Genomic DNA, 17,354 nt, shown 5'->3' with positions numbered 1-17,354 from the left:
CCGGACGGCTAGTTCATCACCCGGAACACGCAGCCGTCGGAGATCAGCTGCGGCGGTGTCAGGCACAGGCCGCGGGCCACCTGATAGGCGGCCAGAACCTTGGGCACGTAATCCCGTGTTTCGGCAAAGGGCGGCACCCCCTGGTGGCTGCGCACAGCCCCCTCGCCCGCGTTGTAACCGGCCAGCACCAGGATCGGATCGCCGCCGAACTCCGTCATCAGCCAGTCGAGATAGCGGATGCCCCCCGAGATGTTTTGATGCGCCTCAAGCGAGTCCGTCACCCCAAAGCGCGCCGCAGTATCCGGCATCAGCTGCATCAGCCCCTGGGCGCCTGCGGAACTGATCGCATCAGCCTTGCCCGCGGATTCAACAGCAATCACGGCCAGCACCAGGGCAGGCGAAACCTGGGTGCTGGCGCTCTCGGTCAGGATCTGCACACCGCGGGTCTGGGCGATTTCCTGCATCAGCTGCAACCGCGGCGCCGCCAGTCCCTTGGCACCGGCCAGCGCCTGCAGGGCATCGTCCAGGCGGCCCGGCCCGCTCTCCTCCAGCCCGGGAGAGATCTTGTCCCAGAACCAGCCATACCGCCCGGCGGGCAGCTTTGCGCTCTCTGCCAGCTCCGGAACCGGTTCAGCCGCCCTGGGCTCCGGCTGCGGTTCGATCTGCACGGTGATGCGCTTGCCGGTGCCCGGCACAGGCGGTTTCACCCGCTTCGCCTCGAACTGGGGAAACGGTTGCGGCGGGGCTTCCTGCCCTCTTGCTGCCAGGGGCACGGCACAGGCCGCCAGTGCCAAAATCGCGTTACGGACTGCCATTTCCTTGCCTGCCAGTGGATTCTGCCACGAAAGACTCGGGAAAATGGCTGCTGAAAACCAGTCTCAGCCCCCCAGAATCTGGCGCAATCGCCATATTTTCCCGCGTCTGGCGCGGAAATGCCACGGACAGCAGACGGGTAACGAAAATTTAACGGAGCAAAATCATTCGGTTACGCAAATCATTGCCAAAAAGTAAAATTGGGGCGGCGATTTCCGGCTTTCAGCCCAAATCCTGCCACGCTGGGCTGGCTATATAGGCTCATCCAAGCCGGACAGAGGTCAAGCAGGTGAGAGAGCGGACCCTGGCGCGAAGGCGGGATAGTGCAAATTCTGAGATCCTTTGGAGGGACCAAGCCATGATCAAATTCTTCAAAAACTTCCGCAAAGACGACTCCGGTGCCGTGACTGTTGACTGGGTTGTGCTGACCGCAGCCGTGGCCGCTCTGGGCGGCGTTGTCTACACCGCCATCGAAGACGGCGCGTCGGACCTGACCAGCAAGACCGGTTCTTACCTGGGCACCCAGGCTCCGACCTAATCGCCTTTAGTGGTCTAACCGACCGCGTGACAGGCCGCCCGTTTCCGGGCGGCCTGTTTCGTTTGCAGGTTCCCCAAATCCCGCTGCCTCCCTCAGCTTTTTCCAGCACCAAGTAAAGCGTCAGGTTTCCCGGCAATAGGGCAGAAAACTCAGTATTACGCCCAATTAACGCCCCATTCATGAAGCTTAATAGACTCATCAACCGGCGGGCAGGCCAGAAGGAGAGAGCTGGCCAGATCGCCCGGCGGGTCAGATACAGCATTCCAGTTTCCTTTGGAGGGACCAAGCCATGATCAAATTCTTCAAGAACTTCCGCAAAGACGACTCCGGCGCCGTGACTGTTGACTGGGTTGTGCTGACCGCAGCCGTGGCCGCTCTGGGCGGCGTGGTCTACACCGCCATCGAAGACGGCGCGTCGGACCTGACCAGCAAGACCGGCTCCTATCTGGGCACCCAGGCTCCGACCTGATCACTGCCTGATTTCTGAGGCGGCACCGGGCAGTCCGGTGCTGCCTCTGCCCCGGAACCGTTCAGGCAGCGAGGTTCAGACTATGAAAAAGTTACGGTTATATATCGCAAGCGACGACGGTGCGGTTTCCGTCGACTGGGTTGTTCTATGCGCTGCAATCGTCGGGATGGCCGCAATGATTGCGGCGGCAATGGAAGATGGCGCCCTGGGTGCGGCACAAGCGATTGCCGCCTTCATGTCCAATTGGTCATTCAGCTGACAACGGCCGAAATGACCAGCTCCGGACCACTGCCTTCCAGGCGGCCGCGCTGACCAGGCCAACGCCCGGTTTCTTGTTTCAGTTTGAAACACCCAGCAGCCGGTTCCGATTGCGGAACGCCGGCTTAAGTTGATGAGAGGTAACACAATGCGTGCAGTTTTCGGACTAGTGCTGATTGTCGGTGTCGCCCTCGCCGGCGGCGCAGTCATGATGGCCAAGAACTATATCTCGGCCTACCAGAATGAACTGGCGCGCGAGCGTGCGGCCCGCGCCGAGGCGGTGCCGACGGTGGACGTGTTTGTCGCCACCAAGCCGCTGAAATACGGCGAGCGGCTGTCCCAGGACGCGGTGCGCGCCGTGCGCTGGCCTGAAAACGCCATTCCCGAAGGGGCCTATACCACCCTGGACGCATTGTTCCCGCCGCAAAGCGGCGACAAGCTGCGCGTGGTGCTGCGCGCCATGGAAAAGGATGAGGCGGTTATGGCCGCCAAGGTCACCGCCCCGGGCGAGGATGCGGGCATCACCTCGCGGCTGCAGCGCGGCATGCGCGCCTTTGCGATCAAGGTCGATGTGTCCTCCGGCGTCTCGGGCTTCCTGCGCCCCGGCGACAAGGTCGATGTCTACTGGACCGGTATGATGCCCGGCGCCGGCGGCTCCCGCGGGGAGGTCACCCGGCTGATCGAAACCAACGTGGAACTGGTGGCTGTGGACCAGAGCGCCGGCGGCGACATCAACGAGGCCATTATCGCCCGCACAGTTACTGTTGCGGCCAAGCCCGCACAGGTGGCGGCGCTGGCGCAGGCCCAGACCACAGGACGGCTGTCGCTGGCCCTGGTGGGCGCAGGCGACGACACCATTGCCTCAGTGGTCGAAGTGGACCAGCGCACGCTGCTGGGACTGGGCGCCCTGGAGGCGCCGCAAGAAGTGGAAAAGGAAAAGATCTGCACCATCCGCACCCGCCGCGGCGCCGAAGTTGTGGAAATCCCGATCCCGTGCACCAACTAGAAAACATACGCCCGCACAAACCGTTAACGCATTCAGCCGCTTCTTCCCTGCGAAGAGCGGCTGCTTTGCCTGTTGCGCAGGCCCCACATGGGCGTCCTGCAAGGAAAGGCCTCAAAGCCTTTGATTCTTGCAATATTTCGGGATCTGAACCACAGTGCCCGAAAGAGCGGGCAAAAAGACCCGGATTTTGAGGCGTGATCGGAAAGGCAGGTCACATGGCAATTCGACGGTTCGTGGCGGCGGCCCTGATGGGTCTATCGCTGATTGGCGTGCCGCAGGCAGATGGGGCCTGGGCGCAGTCTTTGCGTGTGGTGAAAAAGGGCACGGCGGCAACGCTGGACGTTCCGATGAACCGCGCGGTGGTGGTGGAAAGCGAAATCCCGTTTGCTGAACTCAGCATTGCCAACCCCAGCATTGCCGATATCTCCTCGCTGTCCGACCGCACCATCTATGTTCTGGGCAAATCGCCGGGCCTGACGACACTGACATTGCTCGACGGCTCCGGCCGGCTGATCACCAACGTCGACGTGCGGGTGGCCGCCGACGTGACCGAGTTCAAGCAGCGCCTGCGCCAGATCCTGCCCAACGAGAAAATCGAAGTGCGCACCGCCAATGACGGCATCGTGCTATCCGGCACAGTGTCCAGCTCGGCCCGGCTGCAGCGGGCGCTGGACCTGGCAGAGCGCTATGCGCCGGAGCGGGTCAGCAACCTGATGTCGGTGGGCGGCGTGCAGCAGGTGATGCTCAAGGTCCGCTTTGCCGAAATGCAGCGCTCGGTCTCGAAATCGCTCAGCGCCTCGCTGGGTTTCAACGGCGGCACCGGCAACGGCCGCACCGGCGGCTACAACACCCTGAACACCTCCGGCGCACTGGCCAACTCGCTGGCCGGCAACATCCCCGCCGCCAACGAAAACACCGGCGCCTTCCTGTTCGGCTTCAACGCAGGCTCCGTTCAGGTCAGCCTGCTGCTGGAAGCGCTGGAGCAGAAGGGCGTGGTCCGCACCCTGGCCGAACCCAACCTCTCTGCCCTCTCGGGTCAGGAAGCGAAGTTCCTGGCTGGCGGTGAATACCCGGTGCCGGTCGCCCAGGAAGGCGGCGTGATCACCATCGAATTCAAACCCTTCGGGATTGAGCTGAACTTCATTCCGCGGGTGATTGACGGCGATCTGATCAACCTCGAACTGAACGCCGCGGTGTCCGCCATCGACCCGACCAATTCGCTGGAACTCAGCGGCCTGACCATCGACGCCTTCTCCCGCCGCGAGACCTCCACCACGGTGGAAATGCGCGACGGCGAAAGCTTTGCCATTGCCGGGCTGATCCGCGACGAATTCCTCGACAACTCCTCGCAGCTGCCTTGGCTGGGCGACGTGCCGGTGCTGGGCGCGCTGTTCCGCAGCGCCGATTACCAGCGCGAGCAGACCGAGCTGGTGATCATCGTCAGCGCCCATCTGGTCACTCCGACCCGCGGCGAGGCGCTGACCCTGCCCACCGACCGCGTGGCACCGCCCAGCGAGAAGGATCTGTTCCTGTTCGGGCGCACGTCCCGCAACCGCGCCGGGCCTGCCGCCGAGGTCGCCAAGCAGGATTTCAACGGCTCTTACGGCTACGTGCTGGACTGATAGGGAGTGGCACAGATGATCAGAACCGCTGCAATTCTCGGCCTTCTCCTCACCGCTGCCGCCTGCGAGCGGGAAGCCGGGCGCGAGCTGAACCGCCAGGGAACCTTTGGCGAGGCCACCCTCAACAACGCGGCGGTGATGAGCGGCGAGCGCAGCTTTGCCATCCAGCTGGCCGGCCGGTTCGCCCAGGAAGTGCCCACCACCATCACCTTTGACTTTGACAGCGCCCGTCTGGACCAGACCGCGCTTGCGGTGCTGGACCAGCAGGCGCATTGGATCCGGCAGTTCCCCGAGGTGCGGTTCCGCGTCTTCGGTCACACGGATGCAGTCGGCAGCAACGCCTACAACCGCGCGCTAGGCCTGCGCCGGGCCCGGGCCGCGGTGAATTACCTGGTCTCCCGCGGCATCAGCCGCAGCCGCCTGGAAGCGGTGATCTCGCACGGGGAAACCCAGCCGCTGATCCCGACGCCGGAGCGCGAGCGCCGCAACCGCCGCACCGTCACCGAGGTGAGTGGCTTCCTCAAAAACCACCAGTCGGTGCTGGACGGCAAATATGCCCAGATCATCTACCGCGAGTATCTGGAGAGCGCGGTTCCGGCCACCACCCTGACCCAGCAGAAGTCGCTGGAGCGCACGCTGCAATAAGCCCGCCGCGCAGGCGGCCGGTTACGAAGTAGTAACAATTCCCCACATTTGGGGATTTTTGGCCCCAATATCGCCTAGATTGCCACCGACATTGTTTCCAAGAGGCGGACTGTGCCCATGGCCCGGTTCTGCCCATGTGAACAAGGATGATGGCGATGAGCAGCGGTATGCCGCAAACAGAAACACCAGCGATTGTTGCCTGCACAATCAGCCGCGATGTGCAGAACTTCGACCTTCTGATCGAGGATATGGAAGCCTCGCTGGGAGAGGCCTGGGGCGATCTGGGCTTTACCGAGGCGCTGGCGTTCTTTGGTCAGACCGAGGCGGAGCCGCTGCAATTTGTTGCCCTGGCCATCGACAGCGCCGACGAGGGGGATCTGCCGCTGATGGGGGAGATCATCACCCAGGCCAAGGCGCGCGGCATCAAGGTCATTCTGATCGCCGAAGACGTCACCCCGGCCGCGCTGCACACGCTGCTGCGCCAGGGTGCGGATGAGTTTGTCCCCTACCCGCTGCCCGAGCAGGAGCTGCAGGCCGCCATCGAGCGGCTGCAGGCACCGCCGCCGCCGGCGGCGCAGAAGCCGCATCAGCTGCAATCCGGCAGCCAGCGCGAAGGCGCGGTGATCGTTTGCCACGGGCTGGCCGGCGGCACCGGCTCGACCACCATGGCGGTGAACCTGGCCTGGGAGCTTGCCGCGCTCAGCGAGCAGGAGGAGCCCAGCGTCTGCCTGCTGGATCTGGACCTGCAGCATGGTTCGGTTTCCACCTACCTGGACCTGCCCCGCCGCGAGGTGGTGATGGAAATGCTGAGCGAATCCGAAAGCATGGACGAGGAGCTGTTCGGCCAGGCGCTGCTGCCGTTCCAGGAGAAGCTGCAGGTTCTGACCGCCCCGCTGGAGATGGTGCCGCTGGACCTCTTGTCGCCCGAGGACATCACCCGGGTGATCGAAATGGCGCGCAGCCACTTCGATTTTGTCGTCATCGACATGCCGCACACGCTGGTGCAGTGGTCCGAAACCGTGCTGACCACGGCGCATGTCTATTTCGCCCTGATTGAGCTGGACATGCGCTCGGCCCAGAACGCGCTGCGCATGAAACGCGCGCTGCAGTCGGAGGACCTGCCGTTCGAGAAGCTGCGCTTTGCGCTGAACCGGGCACCCAAGTTCACCGATCTTGCCGGCAAAAGCCGGGTCAAGCGGATGGCCGAGTCCCTGAGCATCTCCATCGACCTGCAATTGCCCGACGGCGGCAAGCAGGTGCTGCAAAGCTGCGACCACGGGCTGCCGCTGGCTGTTTCGGCGGCGAAGAATCCCTTGCGCAAGGAAATCGCCAAGCTCGCGGCCTCGCTGCATGCGCTGGGCCGCAGTGAAGCAGAAGCCGCCTGAACGGCTTGAATTGGGGGTGAGTTGATGTTTTCCAAGTATAAGAAACAAGCGCCAAAACCTGCCGCGCCGGCACCTGAACCGGTAACTGCGCCCGCCGCTGCCGCCCCTGCCGCCAGCCTGCGCCGCCCGGTGCAGCGCAAAGCGGCTGAGGCGCAGCCAATGGACAAGGAGCGCAAGCGCAAGGAGCGTCTGGGCGAGATCAAGGTCCAGCTGCACCGGGAGCTGCTGGAGAACCTGAACCTGGCCGCCCTGGAACGCGCCGGCGAAGCGGAACTGCGCTCCGAGATCGCCACCATCGCCACGGAGATCCTGGCCGAGAAAAGCATCGTCCTGAACCGCGAGGACCGCCAGCAGCTCACCAAGGAGCTGTATGACGAGGTGACGGGCCTGGGCCCTCTGGAGACGCTGCTGCAGGATGAATCGATCAGCGATATCCTGGTGAACGGCCCGCATCAGATCTTTGTCGAACGCAGTGGCAAGCTTCAGCTTTCCGACATCACCTTCAAGGATGAGAAGCACCTGATGCGGATCATCGACAAGATCGTCTCTGCCGTGGGACGCCGGGTCGATGAATCCAACCCTTACGTGGACGCCCGCCTCGCCGATGGCTCCCGATTCAACGCGATGGTGCCGCCGATCGCGGTGGACGGCTCGCTGGTGTCGATCCGGAAATTCAAGAAAGACAAGCTGGGCATCGACGACCTGGTGCAATTCGGCGCTTTCACCGAGGAAATGGCGGCCTACTTGCAAGCCGCCGTTTCCACCCGCCTGAACGTGATCGTCTCCGGCGGCACCGGCTCCGGTAAAACCACGACGCTGAACGCGCTCTCCTCCTTTATCGACAATTCCGAACGGATCCTCACCATCGAGGACACCGCGGAACTTCAACTGCAGCAGAGCCATGTGGGCCGGATGGAAAGCCGCCCGCCCAACGTGGAAGGCAAGGGCGAGGTCTCCCCGCGTGACTGCCTGAAGAACGCGCTGCGGATGCGCCCCGACCGCATCATCGTCGGCGAAACCCGCGGCGAGGAAGTGATCGACATGCTGCAGGCCATGAACACCGGCCACGACGGCTCGATGACGACGATCCACGCCAACTCCGCCCGCGACGGCATTTCCCGTCTGGAAAACATGATCGCCATGGCGGGGATCGAGATGCCGATCAAGGCGGTGCGCAGCCAGATTGCATCCGCTGTGAACCTGATCGTGCAGGCCTCCCGCCTGCAGGACGGCTCGCGCCGGATGACCTCGATCACCGAAATCACCGGGATGGAGGGCGACGTGATCTCGATGCAGGAAATCTTCCGTTTCCAGCGCGTCGGCCTGACCCCGGACAACAAGATCATCGGCCACTTCACCGCCACCGGCGTGCGCAGCCACTATTCCGAGCGCTTCCGCCTGTGGGGGTACGACCTGCCGCCCTCGATCTATGAACCCACCGTGATGGAGAAGCGCTGATGCAGCTGAGTGCGGAACCGCTTATCTACGGCCTGATCTTCTTCGGGGTGCTGGCCCTGGTCGAGGGCCTGTATCTGTTCACCTTCGGCAAATCCATCAGCCTCAACAGCCGGGTCAACCGCCGGCTGGAGATGATGGAGAAGGGCAGCAATCGCGAGCAGGTGCTGGAGCAGCTGCGCAAGGAACTGGGCCAGCACGCAAAATCGCAGTCGATCCCGCTGTACTCGCTGCTGTCGGAACGGGCGCAGAAAGCGGCCATTGCCTTTTCACCGAAACAGCTGATCCTGATCATGGCCGGGCTGGCCGTGCTGGCCTTCGCCGGCCTCAGCATCGGCACGTCGGCCCCCCTGCCCGTCCGCATTCTGGGCTCTGTCATCATCGGCGTCGGCGCGGTGTTCTTCTGGGTCAACAAGAAGGCCGCCAAGCGGATGGCGATGATCGAGGAGCAGCTGCCCGACGCGGTGGAGCTGATGGTGCGCTCCCTGCGTGTCGGCCACCCGTTCACCTCTGCCGTGCAGATCGTCGCCAACGAGGTCGAGGACCCGCTGGCCACTGAATTCGGCATTATCTCCGATGAATGCGCCTATGGCCGCGATGTCGGCGAAGCGCTCAAGGAAATGGCGGAGCGGCTGGACATGCAGGACATGCGCTTCCTTGCGGTCGCGGTGACGATCCAGCAGCAGTCGGGCGGCAACCTGGCCGAAGTGCTGGCAGGCCTTGCCAAGGTGATCCGCGCCCGCTTCCGCCTGTTCCGCCGGGTGAAGGCCATCACCGCAGAGGCGCAATGGTCGGGCAAGTTTCTGTCAGGCTTCCCGCTGTTCTGTCTGGCTGGCATCCTGGTCAAGGACCCCAACTATTATGACAAGGTGCTGGATCACCCCTGGTTCATTCCCGCCTGCTTCACGGTTGGCGTGATGCTGACGGCCAACCTCTTTGTCATGCGCATGCTGACCAACATCAAAGTCTAAGGAGGCGGACCGTGGGTTTTCTGACCGGAATAAACGACTACCTGACCTCGCACTTCGGCGAATTCGGCCCGCTTCTGGCGCTTGGCATTGCCGGGCTGTTCATGATCCTGCTGGCGGTTCCGCTGCTGCTGAACCAGCCCGAAGACCCGCTGAAGAAGCTGCAGAAGAACATCAAGCCGGAAACCCGCAACGTCCCCAAGAAGGAGCGTCTGCGCCAGGCCAACCGCAACGAGCAGCTGCAGAAATTCGCAGGCTTCCTGGAACCGCAAAACGCGGATGAGCTGTCGGCGATGGAGCTGAAGCTGCGCCAGGCGGGCTATCACTCCAAGGACTCGGTGCGCCTGTTCCACTTTGCCCAGTTTGCCCTCGGCCTGCTGGGGCTGATGGGCGGGCTGTTCTTTGTCTATGTGCTGAAGGCCGACATCGACTATGACAGCCAGCAGATGGCCATCCGCATCGTCGGCCCTGGCGCGGCCGGGTACTTGCTGCCGAAATACTGGATCACCCGCCGCATCGAAGAGCGCAAGCAGAAGATCACCGAAGGCTTCCCGGACGCGCTGGACATGATGCTGGTCTGTGTCGAAGCCGGCCAGTCGCTGGACCAGGCGATTGTCCGCGTCGCCAAGGAGCTGCACGCCTCCTACCCGGATCTGGCCGAGGAATTTGAAGTCGTCGCCTATGAGATGAAGGCGGGCAAGGAAAAGGACAAGGTGCTGCGCGACATGGGCACCCGCTGCGGGGTGCAGGATATCTCCTCCTTCGTGACGGTGATGATCCAATCCGCCAGTTTCGGCACCTCGATCGCCGATGCGCTGCGTGTCTATGCCGGTGAAATGCGTGACAAGCGCGTGATGCGCGCCGAGGAGGCCGCAAACAAGTTGCCCGTGAAGATGACCCTTGCCACAATGGGCCTGACGGTGCCGCCGCTGCTGATCATTCTGGTTGGCCCGTCGATACAGGGCATCATGAATATGGGCAACGCAGGCAACTGAACATGACATCACAAGGACGGGCCGCGCCTGTCCGCCTCAGCTGCGCTCTTGCCGCCGCCAGCGTTCTTGCGCTGGCGGCGGCCTGCGCGCCGGGCGGTCTGAAACAGGACACGGGCAGCCCCTGGGCGCCGGGCGCCGATCACCGCAAAACCGCAGAGGACGGCTTGCAGGTCGGCCACCGGCTGATGGCCGCAGGCGAGCACGAGCTGGCGCTGGAGGCCTTCACCCGCGCCGCCCTCGACCAGGGCCTGACGGCCGAGGTGCTGTCCGGCATGGGGTCGGCCAAGCTGGGCCTCCGGCGGCTGGGGCAGGCAGAGGATCTGCTGCGCCAAGCGGTCGATGCCGACCCGGCCTGGCCCGAGCCGATGAACAACCTTGGCGTGGTTCTGATGGAACGGGGCAAGACCGCCGAAGCCGTGCAGGTGTTCCAGCGCGCCTATGCGCTCGACAATGGCGAAAGTGACGCAATCCGCGATAATTTGCGCCTGGCCCTCGCAAAACTGGACGATCCTGCGCATACTGAGCCGCAAAACCAAGATTACAAATTGGTGCGGCAAGGCGGTGGCAGCTACCTGATTCGCCCGACACCATGACAGAGGCAGAGCAGTAAAAGGACGCACAAATGCGCCAGCAGTTTTTCCTATCCGCTTCTCTGGCAGGGGCGCTGGTCTTGTCGGCCTGCGCAGAGAAAGCCGACGAAACCGTGGAACGGGCCTTTCAGGAAGTGAATGTCATCGACGAGAGCAATCTCAACGATGTCATGATGACCGTGGCCGACCCGAATGAGGCGGTGGCCCATTTCCAGCGCACCCTCAAGACCGGTCCGGACCGGATCGAGCTGCAGCGCGGCCTCGCCTACTCGCTGATCCGCGCCAAGCGCACCACCGAGGGCACAACCGCCTGGAAAAAGGTGGTGTCGATGAAAGGCGCCACCAGCGAGGACCAGGTGCAACTGGCGGGCGCTCTGGTGCGCAGCGGCGAATGGGACGCGGCCAAGGGCATTCTGGACAAGGTGCCGCCAACCCATGAAACCTACGAGCGCTACCGGCTTGAGGCCGTGGTGGCGGACGCGAACAAGGACTGGAAGCGGGCGGACAGTTTCTACGAGATTGCCACGGGGCTGACCACCAAACCCGCCAAGGTGATGAACAACTGGGGCTATTCCAAGCTGACCCGCGGCGATTTCACCGGGGCTGAGCGGCTGTTCGGCGAAGCGATCCGCCAGAACCCGGGCCTGTTCACCGCCAAGAACAACCTGGTGCTGGCCCGCGGCGCACAGCGCAACTACACCCTGCCGGTGATCCCGCTGGACCAGACCGAACGCGCGCTGCTGCTCCACACACTGGCGCTGTCGGCGGTCAAGCAAGGCGACGTCAAGGTGGGCGAGAACCTGCTGCGCGAAGCCATCGACACCCATCCGCAGCACTTCGAGGAAGCCTCGCGCTCGCTGGCGGCACTGGAAAACGGCTGATCCATGCAGTTCCCGGCCCATGCCGCCCTGTGGTTCCTGCCCTTCGTGCTGCCGCTGTGCTACACGGTGGCGCTGACCGACCTGCGCGGCATGCGCATTCCCAACTGGGCGGTGGACCTGCTGGCAGTGATCTATGTGGCTGTGGGCGCCTTTGCGATGCCCTCCTGGGCAGACTACGGCTGGCACCTGCTGCATCTGCCGGTGGGGATCGGCCTGGGCTTCCTGTTCTATTCCGCTGGCGCCGTCGGCGCCGGCGATGCCAAGTTTGCCGGCGCCGCCGCGCCGTTCTTTGCGCTTGGCGATTTGCGGCTCTTGATGATCATCTTTGCCGCCACCCTGCTGGCGGGCTTCACCGCCCACCGGATCGCCAAATACACGCCGCTGCGCCAGCTGGCGCCGCAATGGCAAAGCTGGGAAACCGGCAAGAGCTTTCCCATGGGCCTGTGCCTCGGCGGAACCCTCGCGCTCTATCTGATCCTGGCCGCCCTGTTCGGCAGCTAAACGCCGCCGACGCCTGAACAGGCCGCGGATTTTCCCGCCGCCTCCGCGGAAATGCTGCAGCTCTGCCCCGCTGTTGCCACAGTCCTGAATAGTCTGTTTCCAAGGCCGCCTCCCGAACCGGGGGCGCAAACCCGGAATTCAGGAACAGGCACCGCCATGAACATGCAGAACCTCACCGTGACGGCCCCGCCCGCCCCCAAGGGGCTGGAGCAGATGCAGCTGCCGCTGGTGATGATGCGGGACATCCTGCTCAAGACCATCTTCCGCAAGAATGCGGAAACGGTGACGGAGATTGCCGAGGCACTCTGCCTGCCCGGCGCCGTCACCCAGGAACTGGTGGACATGGCCCGCGAGCAGAAACTGCTCGAAGCCACCGGCACGCTGAACGCCAACAGCGGCAACGAGATGGGCTACCAGCTGACCGATGCAGGCAAGGCGAGGGCGCTGGATGCGCTCAGCCAGTCGGAATACTTCGGCGCCATGCCGGTGCCGCTGGCGGTCTACCGCGAGCAGGTCAAGCGCCAGTCGATCCGCAATATCCAGGTGACCCGCGACCAGCTGATCAGCGCCATGGGCCACCTGATCCTGCCGGGCAGCCTGCTGGACCACCTGGGCCCGGCGGTCAGCGCCGGCCGCTCGATCCTGATGTACGGCCCGCCGGGCAACGGGAAATCCTCGATCTCCAACGGCATCCGCGACGCCCTTGGCGATCATGTCTACGTGCCGCGCGCCATCGAATACGCGGGCCAGGTGATCACCGTCTACGACCCGATCGTGCACACCATGGTCGAGCAGGAGCCGGAAGACCCCAACGCCCTGCGCCGCCGCCGCCGCTTTGACGAGCGCTACGTGATGTGCGAACGCCCCACCGTGATCACCGGCGGCGAGCTGTCGCTGGACATGCTGGACCTGGTCTACAACCCCACCGCACGCACCTATCAGGCGCCCTTGCAGCTGAAATCCACCGGCGGCATCTTCATCGTCGACGACCTTGGCCGCCAGGCCGAGCCGCCGCAGGCGCTGGTCAACCGCTGGATCGTGCCGCTGGAGGAAAGCAAGGACATCCTGGCGCTGCAGTCGGGCGAGAAATTCGAAGTGCCCTTCGACACGCTGGTGATCTTCTCCACCAACTTCCACCCGAACGAGATCTTTGACCAAGCCGCCCTGCGCCGGATCTTCTTCAAGATCAAGATCGACGGCCCGGATCAGGAGAACTTCCTCAAGATTTTTGCCATGGTGGCCCGCAAGAAAGGCATCCCCTTGGATGAACGCACGCTGGTCCACCTGCTCAAGAACAAATACCCAACCATCAGCAACGTTTACGCGAATTATCAGCCGGGGTTCCTGATCGACCAGATGATCGCGATCTGCGAGTTCGAGGGCATCCCCTATCAGATGTCGCCGGAACTGATCGACCGGGCCTGGGCCAACATGTTTGTCAGGGACGAGCAGATCGTGAAATGACCCGGCCCCAAAGTTTTTTGAAAACTTTGGGCCACCCTTTTCTAAAAAGTTTTGCGGCAGCACCTACATGGGACGGATGAGCATTCTGCCGCCCGTCATCGAGAACTGGTTCGCCTCCAAGGGCTGGTCCATCCACCCGCACCAGCACGCCATGCTGGAGCGGGCGTCTCAGCCCTGCACCCTGCTGATCGCCCCCACCGGCGGCGGCAAGACCATGGCCGGTTTCCTGCCCACCCTGGCGGAGCTGGCGGACGGCAGCCATAAAGGGCTGCACACTCTCTACATCTCCCCGCTCAAGGCGCTGGCTGCCGACATCAAGCGCAACCTGCGCACCCCGGTGGAGGAGATGGGCCTGCCTATCCGCATCGACGACCGCACCGGCGACACCCCCTCCAGCCGCAAGAAACGCCAGCGCGCCGACCCGCCGCATATCCTGCTGACCACCCCGGAAAGCCTCGCCCTGCTCACCTCCTACGAGGACGCCGCCCGCACCTTCAAGGGCCTGAAGCGCGTAGTGGTCGACGAAATCCACGCCCTGGCCGAAAGCAAGCGCGGCGACCAGCTGATGCTGGCGCTGGCGCGGCTGCAGACCCTCTGCCCGGATCTGCGCCGGATCGGGCTGTCGGCCACCGTGGACGACCCGCAGGCCATCGCCAGCTACCTCGCCCGCCATCCGGACCCCTGCGAGATCGTGCAGGCCGATCCCGGTCCTGCCCCCGATATCCGGATGCTGGAAACCGCTGAGCCGCCGCCCTGGGCCGGGGGCGGCGCGGCCTATGCGATCCCGGCGGTGATGGAACAGATCAGGGCCCACAAGACCACGCTGATATTCCACAACACCCGCGCCCAAGCAGAGATTTTCTTTCACAATCTCTGGCTCGCCAACGACGACGCCCTGCCGATTGGCATCCACCACGGCTCGCTCGACCGGGTCCAGCGCGAGCGGGTCGAGGCGGCGATGGTCCGCGGCGAGCTGCGCGCCATCGTCTGCACCGGCTCGCTGGACCTCGGCATCGACTGGGGCGACGTGGACCTGGTGATCCAGATCGGCGCGCCCAAGAACGTGAAACGCCTGGTCCAGCGCATCGGCCGGGCCAATCACCGCTACAACGCCCCGTCCAAGGCGCTTCTGGTGCCTGCCAACCGGTTCGAAGTGGTCGAATGCCGCGCCGCGCTGGAGGCGGTGCGCGCAAACGATCTGGACGGCGCGCCGCGTGGCCCCGGCCCCCGCGACGTGCTCTGCCAGCACATCCTGATCGCGGCCTGCGCGGGTCCCTTCGACGCCGACCAGCTTTACGCCGAAATGACCCAGGCCGGCGCCTACGCCGCTCTCACCCCTGCCGAATTCGATGCCTGCCTCGATTTCTGCGCCACCGGCGGCTACGCGCTGAAAGCTTACGACCAATGGCAGCGCCTGCGGCAGCGCCCGGACGGCAAGTGGCAGCTGCGCGACCCCCGCGCCGCGGCCCGCATCCGCATGAACCTGGGCACCATCCAGGACACCGATCTGGTCAAGGTCCGCCTGAAACGCAACCGCGGCGGCAAGCCGCTGGGCGAAATCGAGGAAGCCTTTGCCGCCACCCTCACCCCCGGAGACACCTTCCTGATCGGCGGCCAGACCGTGCGCTACGAGGGCCTGCGGGAAATGACCGTGGAGGTCAGCCGCAACCCCGGGAAAAAACCCAAGATCGCTGTCTTCTCGGGCACCAAATTCGCCACCTCCACCCAGCTCAGCGCCCGCATTCTGGAGATGTTCAAGCAGGACAGCTGGCCCAGCCTGCCGCGCCATACGGCAGAGTGGCTGGAACTCCAGCGCGAAGTCTCCGAGCTTCCCCGCGCAGGCAGTCTGCTGATCGAAAGCTTCCCGCATGACGGGCGCGCGCACGCGTGCGTCTATGGCTTCGCCGGCCGCAATGCCCAGCAGACGCTGGGCCTCTTGCTGACCAAGCGGATGGAGGAACTGGGCCTAGATCCCCTGGGCTTCGTCTCCACCGATTACGCCACGCTGATCTGGGGGCTGGAGGAGTTCACCGACCCCGCGCCGCTGTTCGACATCGGCGCCTTGCGCGAGGGGCTAGAGGGCTGGCTGGCCGGCAACGCGGTGATGAAACGCGCCTTCCGCGGTGCCGCCACCATCGCCGGGCTGATCGAGCGCAACACCCCGGGGCAGCGCAAGAACGGGCGGCAGGCGACCTTCTCCTCTGACATCCTCTATGACACGCTGCGCAAATACGACCCGGATCACCTGCTGCTGGACATCACCCGCGAGGAGGCCCTGCGCGGGCTGGTGGATTTCGGCCGCATCGAGGAGATGATCGCCCGCATAGACGGCCGCATCACCCTCCGGCGGCTGCAGCGGATCTCCCCCCTTGCCGCGCCGCTGCTGCTGGAGGCAGGCAAGGTCCCGGTCAAAGGCGCCGCCGAGGAGAAACTGCTGCTGCGGGAAACCGAAGCGCTGATGCAGCAATCCGGTCTCAGCGCCCTGCCGCAATAGGCCTTGCCAGCGCCGCTGGCACCGTTAAGAACGCATCATGAACGGCTTCGATTTCACCCTCGCTGGCACCCGCCTGACCGCCCTCGGCAGCGGTGCGCTCTGGTGGGCGGAGCAGCGCACCCTCTGCGTCTCCGACCTGCACCTGGGCAAATCCGAACGCCACGCGCGGCGCGGCGGCAGCGCCCTGCCGCCCTATGAAACCCGCGACACGCTGGACCGCCTCGACGCCGCGCTCCAGATCACCGGCGCGCACACGCTGATCTGCCTTGGCGACAGTTTCGACGATGACGCGGCCTGCCGCGCGCTGCCGCAGGCAGACCTGGGCCGCATCACCCGGCTGATGCAGACCCGTCGCTGGATCTGGATCGAGGGCAACCACGACCCCGCCCCGCCGGCCCTGGGCGGAGAGCACGCCGCCGCTCTGACACTGGGCCCGCTCACCTTCCGCCACATTGCCGACCCGCAGTCCAGCGCCGAAATCTCCGGCCACTACCACCCCAAGGCGCGGGTCCGCAGCACCTCCCGGCCCGCTTTTCTGGTGGACGCCGCCCGCGTGATCCTGCCCGCCTTCGGCACTTACACGGGCGGCCTGCGCAGCAGCGATCCGGCGTTCGCGCCGCTGATGGCGCCCGATGCCCTGGCCATCCTGACCGGGCCGCGGCCGCTGCCGGTGCCAATGCCGCGCTGACCGGGCAAATGGCGCAGCGTCACCTGCGCAAGGGTCCCGCGCTCCTCTATGCTGCGGGCAGACCAGCAGAAGGACACCGCCATGGACCACCGCATCCGCAGCAGCTTCGCCAGGCAAAGCATGATGCAAACCCTGGGCGCAGAGATTGAACGCGTCGCAGCCGGTGAAGTGGTGATCACCGCCCCCATCCTGCCCGGCAGCCGCCAGCAGCACGATGTGGCCCATGCCGCCCTCAGCTTTGCCATCGGCGACACGGCGGCAGGCTACGCCGCGCTCACCGTGATGCCCGAGGACTGCGAAGTGATGACCGCAGAGATGAAGATCAACCTGCTGGCCCCCGGCGCCGGAGACCACCTGCGCGCCACCGGCAAGGTCATCAAGCCGGGCCGCCGCCTGGTCATCGTCACCGCGGAGGTCCACGTCGTGACAGCGAAAGAAGAAAAACTGATCGCGCTCCTGCAAGGCACCATGGTGCCGGTCACCGCCTGACCCCCAGCTCATTCATCTTTCAAAAAGGGGCTCCGCCCGTTCCCGGGCGAAACGCTCACCCCTTCATCTTTCAAAAAATACTCCCGCCGGAGG

At 64.5% G+C, this 17,354-nt stretch carries 18 protein-coding genes; 17 read left to right on the top strand and 1 reads right to left on the bottom strand.

Going from position 1 to position 17,354, the window contains the following annotated elements; all coding sequences use genetic code 11:
- Positions 1 to 8: 8 nt before the first annotated feature.
- Positions 9 to 815, bottom strand: coding sequence for a lytic transglycosylase domain-containing protein (locus B2P87_RS16015; protein ID WP_244940778.1), 807 nt, complete (start codon positions 813 to 815; stop codon positions 9 to 11).
- A 356-nt stretch (positions 816 to 1,171) separates the two neighbouring features.
- On the opposite strand from B2P87_RS16015, the gene B2P87_RS16010 reads away from it, so the two are divergent.
- The 17 genes from B2P87_RS16010 to B2P87_RS15930 all read left to right on the top strand — a co-directional run bounded on the left by B2P87_RS16010 (position 1,172) and on the right by B2P87_RS15930 (position 17,261).
- Positions 1,172 to 1,351, top strand: coding sequence for a hypothetical protein (locus tag B2P87_RS16010; protein WP_058284201.1), 180 nt, complete (start codon positions 1,172 to 1,174; stop codon positions 1,349 to 1,351).
- Positions 1,352 to 1,640: 289 nt separating this feature from the next.
- Positions 1,641 to 1,820 carry a hypothetical protein gene (locus B2P87_RS16005; protein WP_058284201.1) on the top strand — a complete coding sequence of 60 codons (180 nt, stop codon included), beginning with the start codon at positions 1,641 to 1,643 and terminating at the stop codon, positions 1,818 to 1,820.
- Positions 1,821 to 1,902: 82 nt separating this feature from the next.
- Positions 1,903 to 2,079, top strand: coding sequence for a hypothetical protein (locus B2P87_RS16000; RefSeq protein WP_167510235.1), 177 nt, complete (start codon positions 1,903 to 1,905; stop codon positions 2,077 to 2,079).
- Positions 2,080 to 2,226: 147 nt separating this feature from the next.
- Positions 2,227 to 3,084 (top strand): Flp pilus assembly protein CpaB, encoded by an 858-nt coding sequence (cpaB, locus tag B2P87_RS15995; RefSeq protein ID WP_058284200.1) that lies wholly within the window; start codon positions 2,227 to 2,229, stop codon positions 3,082 to 3,084.
- A 215-nt stretch (positions 3,085 to 3,299) separates the two neighbouring features.
- Entirely contained in the window at positions 3,300 to 4,706 is a 1,407-nt protein-coding gene (locus B2P87_RS15990; protein WP_008556882.1) for a type II and III secretion system protein family protein, read from the top strand.
- Between the two features lie 15 nt (positions 4,707 to 4,721).
- Entirely contained in the window at positions 4,722 to 5,351 is a 630-nt protein-coding gene (locus tag B2P87_RS15985) for an OmpA family protein (RefSeq protein ID WP_141889730.1), read from the top strand.
- Positions 5,352 to 5,506: 155 nt separating this feature from the next.
- Positions 5,507 to 6,736 (top strand): AAA family ATPase, encoded by a 1,230-nt coding sequence (locus B2P87_RS15980; RefSeq protein ID WP_167510234.1) that lies wholly within the window; start codon positions 5,507 to 5,509, stop codon positions 6,734 to 6,736.
- Between the two features lie 24 nt (positions 6,737 to 6,760).
- Entirely contained in the window at positions 6,761 to 8,194 is a 1,434-nt protein-coding gene (locus B2P87_RS15975; protein WP_141889728.1) for a CpaF family protein, read from the top strand.
- Entirely contained in the window at positions 8,194 to 9,162 is a 969-nt protein-coding gene (locus B2P87_RS15970; protein ID WP_058284197.1) for a type II secretion system F family protein, read from the top strand. The genes B2P87_RS15975 and B2P87_RS15970 overlap by 1 nt, the downstream gene beginning before the upstream one ends.
- 11 nt (positions 9,163 to 9,173) lie before the next feature.
- Complete coding sequence (locus B2P87_RS15965; RefSeq protein ID WP_141889727.1) at positions 9,174 to 10,154, top strand: type II secretion system F family protein; 981 nt, start codon at positions 9,174 to 9,176, stop codon at positions 10,152 to 10,154.
- A 2-nt stretch (positions 10,155 to 10,156) separates the two neighbouring features.
- Positions 10,157 to 10,747 carry a tetratricopeptide repeat protein gene (locus B2P87_RS15960; protein WP_141889726.1) on the top strand — a complete coding sequence of 197 codons (591 nt, stop codon included), beginning with the start codon at positions 10,157 to 10,159 and terminating at the stop codon, positions 10,745 to 10,747.
- A gap of 29 nt (positions 10,748 to 10,776) precedes the next feature.
- Positions 10,777 to 11,625, top strand: a complete 849-nt coding sequence (locus B2P87_RS15955) for a tetratricopeptide repeat protein (RefSeq protein ID WP_058284194.1) — start codon at positions 10,777 to 10,779, stop codon at positions 11,623 to 11,625.
- Between the two features lie 3 nt (positions 11,626 to 11,628).
- Complete coding sequence (locus B2P87_RS15950; protein WP_058284193.1) at positions 11,629 to 12,126, top strand: prepilin peptidase; 498 nt, start codon at positions 11,629 to 11,631, stop codon at positions 12,124 to 12,126.
- 156 nt (positions 12,127 to 12,282) lie between these two features.
- Positions 12,283 to 13,590, top strand: a complete 1,308-nt coding sequence (locus B2P87_RS15945; RefSeq protein WP_141889725.1) for an ATPase — start codon at positions 12,283 to 12,285, stop codon at positions 13,588 to 13,590.
- 76 nt (positions 13,591 to 13,666) lie between these two features.
- Positions 13,667 to 16,084: a ligase-associated DNA damage response DEXH box helicase gene (locus B2P87_RS15940; RefSeq protein WP_141892034.1), complete on the top strand. Its 2,418-nt coding sequence runs from the start codon at positions 13,667 to 13,669 to the stop codon at positions 16,082 to 16,084.
- Positions 16,085 to 16,121: 37 nt separating this feature from the next.
- Complete coding sequence (gene pdeM / locus B2P87_RS15935; protein WP_141889724.1) at positions 16,122 to 16,772, top strand: ligase-associated DNA damage response endonuclease PdeM; 651 nt, start codon at positions 16,122 to 16,124, stop codon at positions 16,770 to 16,772.
- An 81-nt stretch (positions 16,773 to 16,853) separates the two neighbouring features.
- Positions 16,854 to 17,261, top strand: coding sequence for a PaaI family thioesterase (locus B2P87_RS15930; RefSeq protein WP_141889723.1), 408 nt, complete (start codon positions 16,854 to 16,856; stop codon positions 17,259 to 17,261).
- Positions 17,262 to 17,354: the final 93 nt, after the last annotated feature.

Source organism: Leisingera sp. UBA4491, from assembly GCF_002388965.1.
In the GTDB taxonomy this organism is placed as follows: Bacteria; Pseudomonadota; Alphaproteobacteria; order Rhodobacterales; family Rhodobacteraceae; genus Leisingera; species Leisingera aquaemixtae.
Note: the sequence above shows the minus strand (reverse complement) of the source record. Positions and strands in the feature narration are given on the sequence as shown.

What these genes read in the sequence shown, in the direction of transcription:
- B2P87_RS16015 (WP_244940778.1), bottom strand. Translation starts at nt 815, where the DNA reads ATGGCAGTCCGTAACGCGATTTTGGCACTGGCGGCCTGTGCCGTGCCC.
- B2P87_RS16010 (WP_058284201.1), top strand. Translation starts at nt 1,172, where the DNA reads ATGATCAAATTCTTCAAAAACTTCCGCAAAGACGACTCCGGTGCCGTG.
- B2P87_RS16005 (WP_058284201.1), top strand. Translation starts at nt 1,641, where the DNA reads ATGATCAAATTCTTCAAGAACTTCCGCAAAGACGACTCCGGCGCCGTG.
- B2P87_RS16000 (WP_167510235.1), top strand. Translation starts at nt 1,903, where the DNA reads ATGAAAAAGTTACGGTTATATATCGCAAGCGACGACGGTGCGGTTTCC.
- cpaB (WP_058284200.1), top strand. Translation starts at nt 2,227, where the DNA reads ATGCGTGCAGTTTTCGGACTAGTGCTGATTGTCGGTGTCGCCCTCGCC.
- B2P87_RS15990 (WP_008556882.1), top strand. Translation starts at nt 3,300, where the DNA reads ATGGCAATTCGACGGTTCGTGGCGGCGGCCCTGATGGGTCTATCGCTG.
- B2P87_RS15985 (WP_141889730.1), top strand. Translation starts at nt 4,722, where the DNA reads ATGATCAGAACCGCTGCAATTCTCGGCCTTCTCCTCACCGCTGCCGCC.
- B2P87_RS15980 (WP_167510234.1), top strand. Translation starts at nt 5,507, where the DNA reads ATGAGCAGCGGTATGCCGCAAACAGAAACACCAGCGATTGTTGCCTGC.
- B2P87_RS15975 (WP_141889728.1), top strand. Translation starts at nt 6,761, where the DNA reads ATGTTTTCCAAGTATAAGAAACAAGCGCCAAAACCTGCCGCGCCGGCA.
- B2P87_RS15970 (WP_058284197.1), top strand. Translation starts at nt 8,194, where the DNA reads ATGCAGCTGAGTGCGGAACCGCTTATCTACGGCCTGATCTTCTTCGGG.
- B2P87_RS15960 (WP_141889726.1), top strand. Translation starts at nt 10,157, where the DNA reads ATGACATCACAAGGACGGGCCGCGCCTGTCCGCCTCAGCTGCGCTCTT.
- B2P87_RS15955 (WP_058284194.1), top strand. Translation starts at nt 10,777, where the DNA reads ATGCGCCAGCAGTTTTTCCTATCCGCTTCTCTGGCAGGGGCGCTGGTC.
- B2P87_RS15950 (WP_058284193.1), top strand. Translation starts at nt 11,629, where the DNA reads ATGCAGTTCCCGGCCCATGCCGCCCTGTGGTTCCTGCCCTTCGTGCTG.
- B2P87_RS15945 (WP_141889725.1), top strand. Translation starts at nt 12,283, where the DNA reads ATGAACATGCAGAACCTCACCGTGACGGCCCCGCCCGCCCCCAAGGGG.
- B2P87_RS15940 (WP_141892034.1), top strand. Translation starts at nt 13,667, where the DNA reads ATGAGCATTCTGCCGCCCGTCATCGAGAACTGGTTCGCCTCCAAGGGC.
- pdeM (WP_141889724.1), top strand. Translation starts at nt 16,122, where the DNA reads ATGAACGGCTTCGATTTCACCCTCGCTGGCACCCGCCTGACCGCCCTC.
- B2P87_RS15930 (WP_141889723.1), top strand. Translation starts at nt 16,854, where the DNA reads ATGGACCACCGCATCCGCAGCAGCTTCGCCAGGCAAAGCATGATGCAA.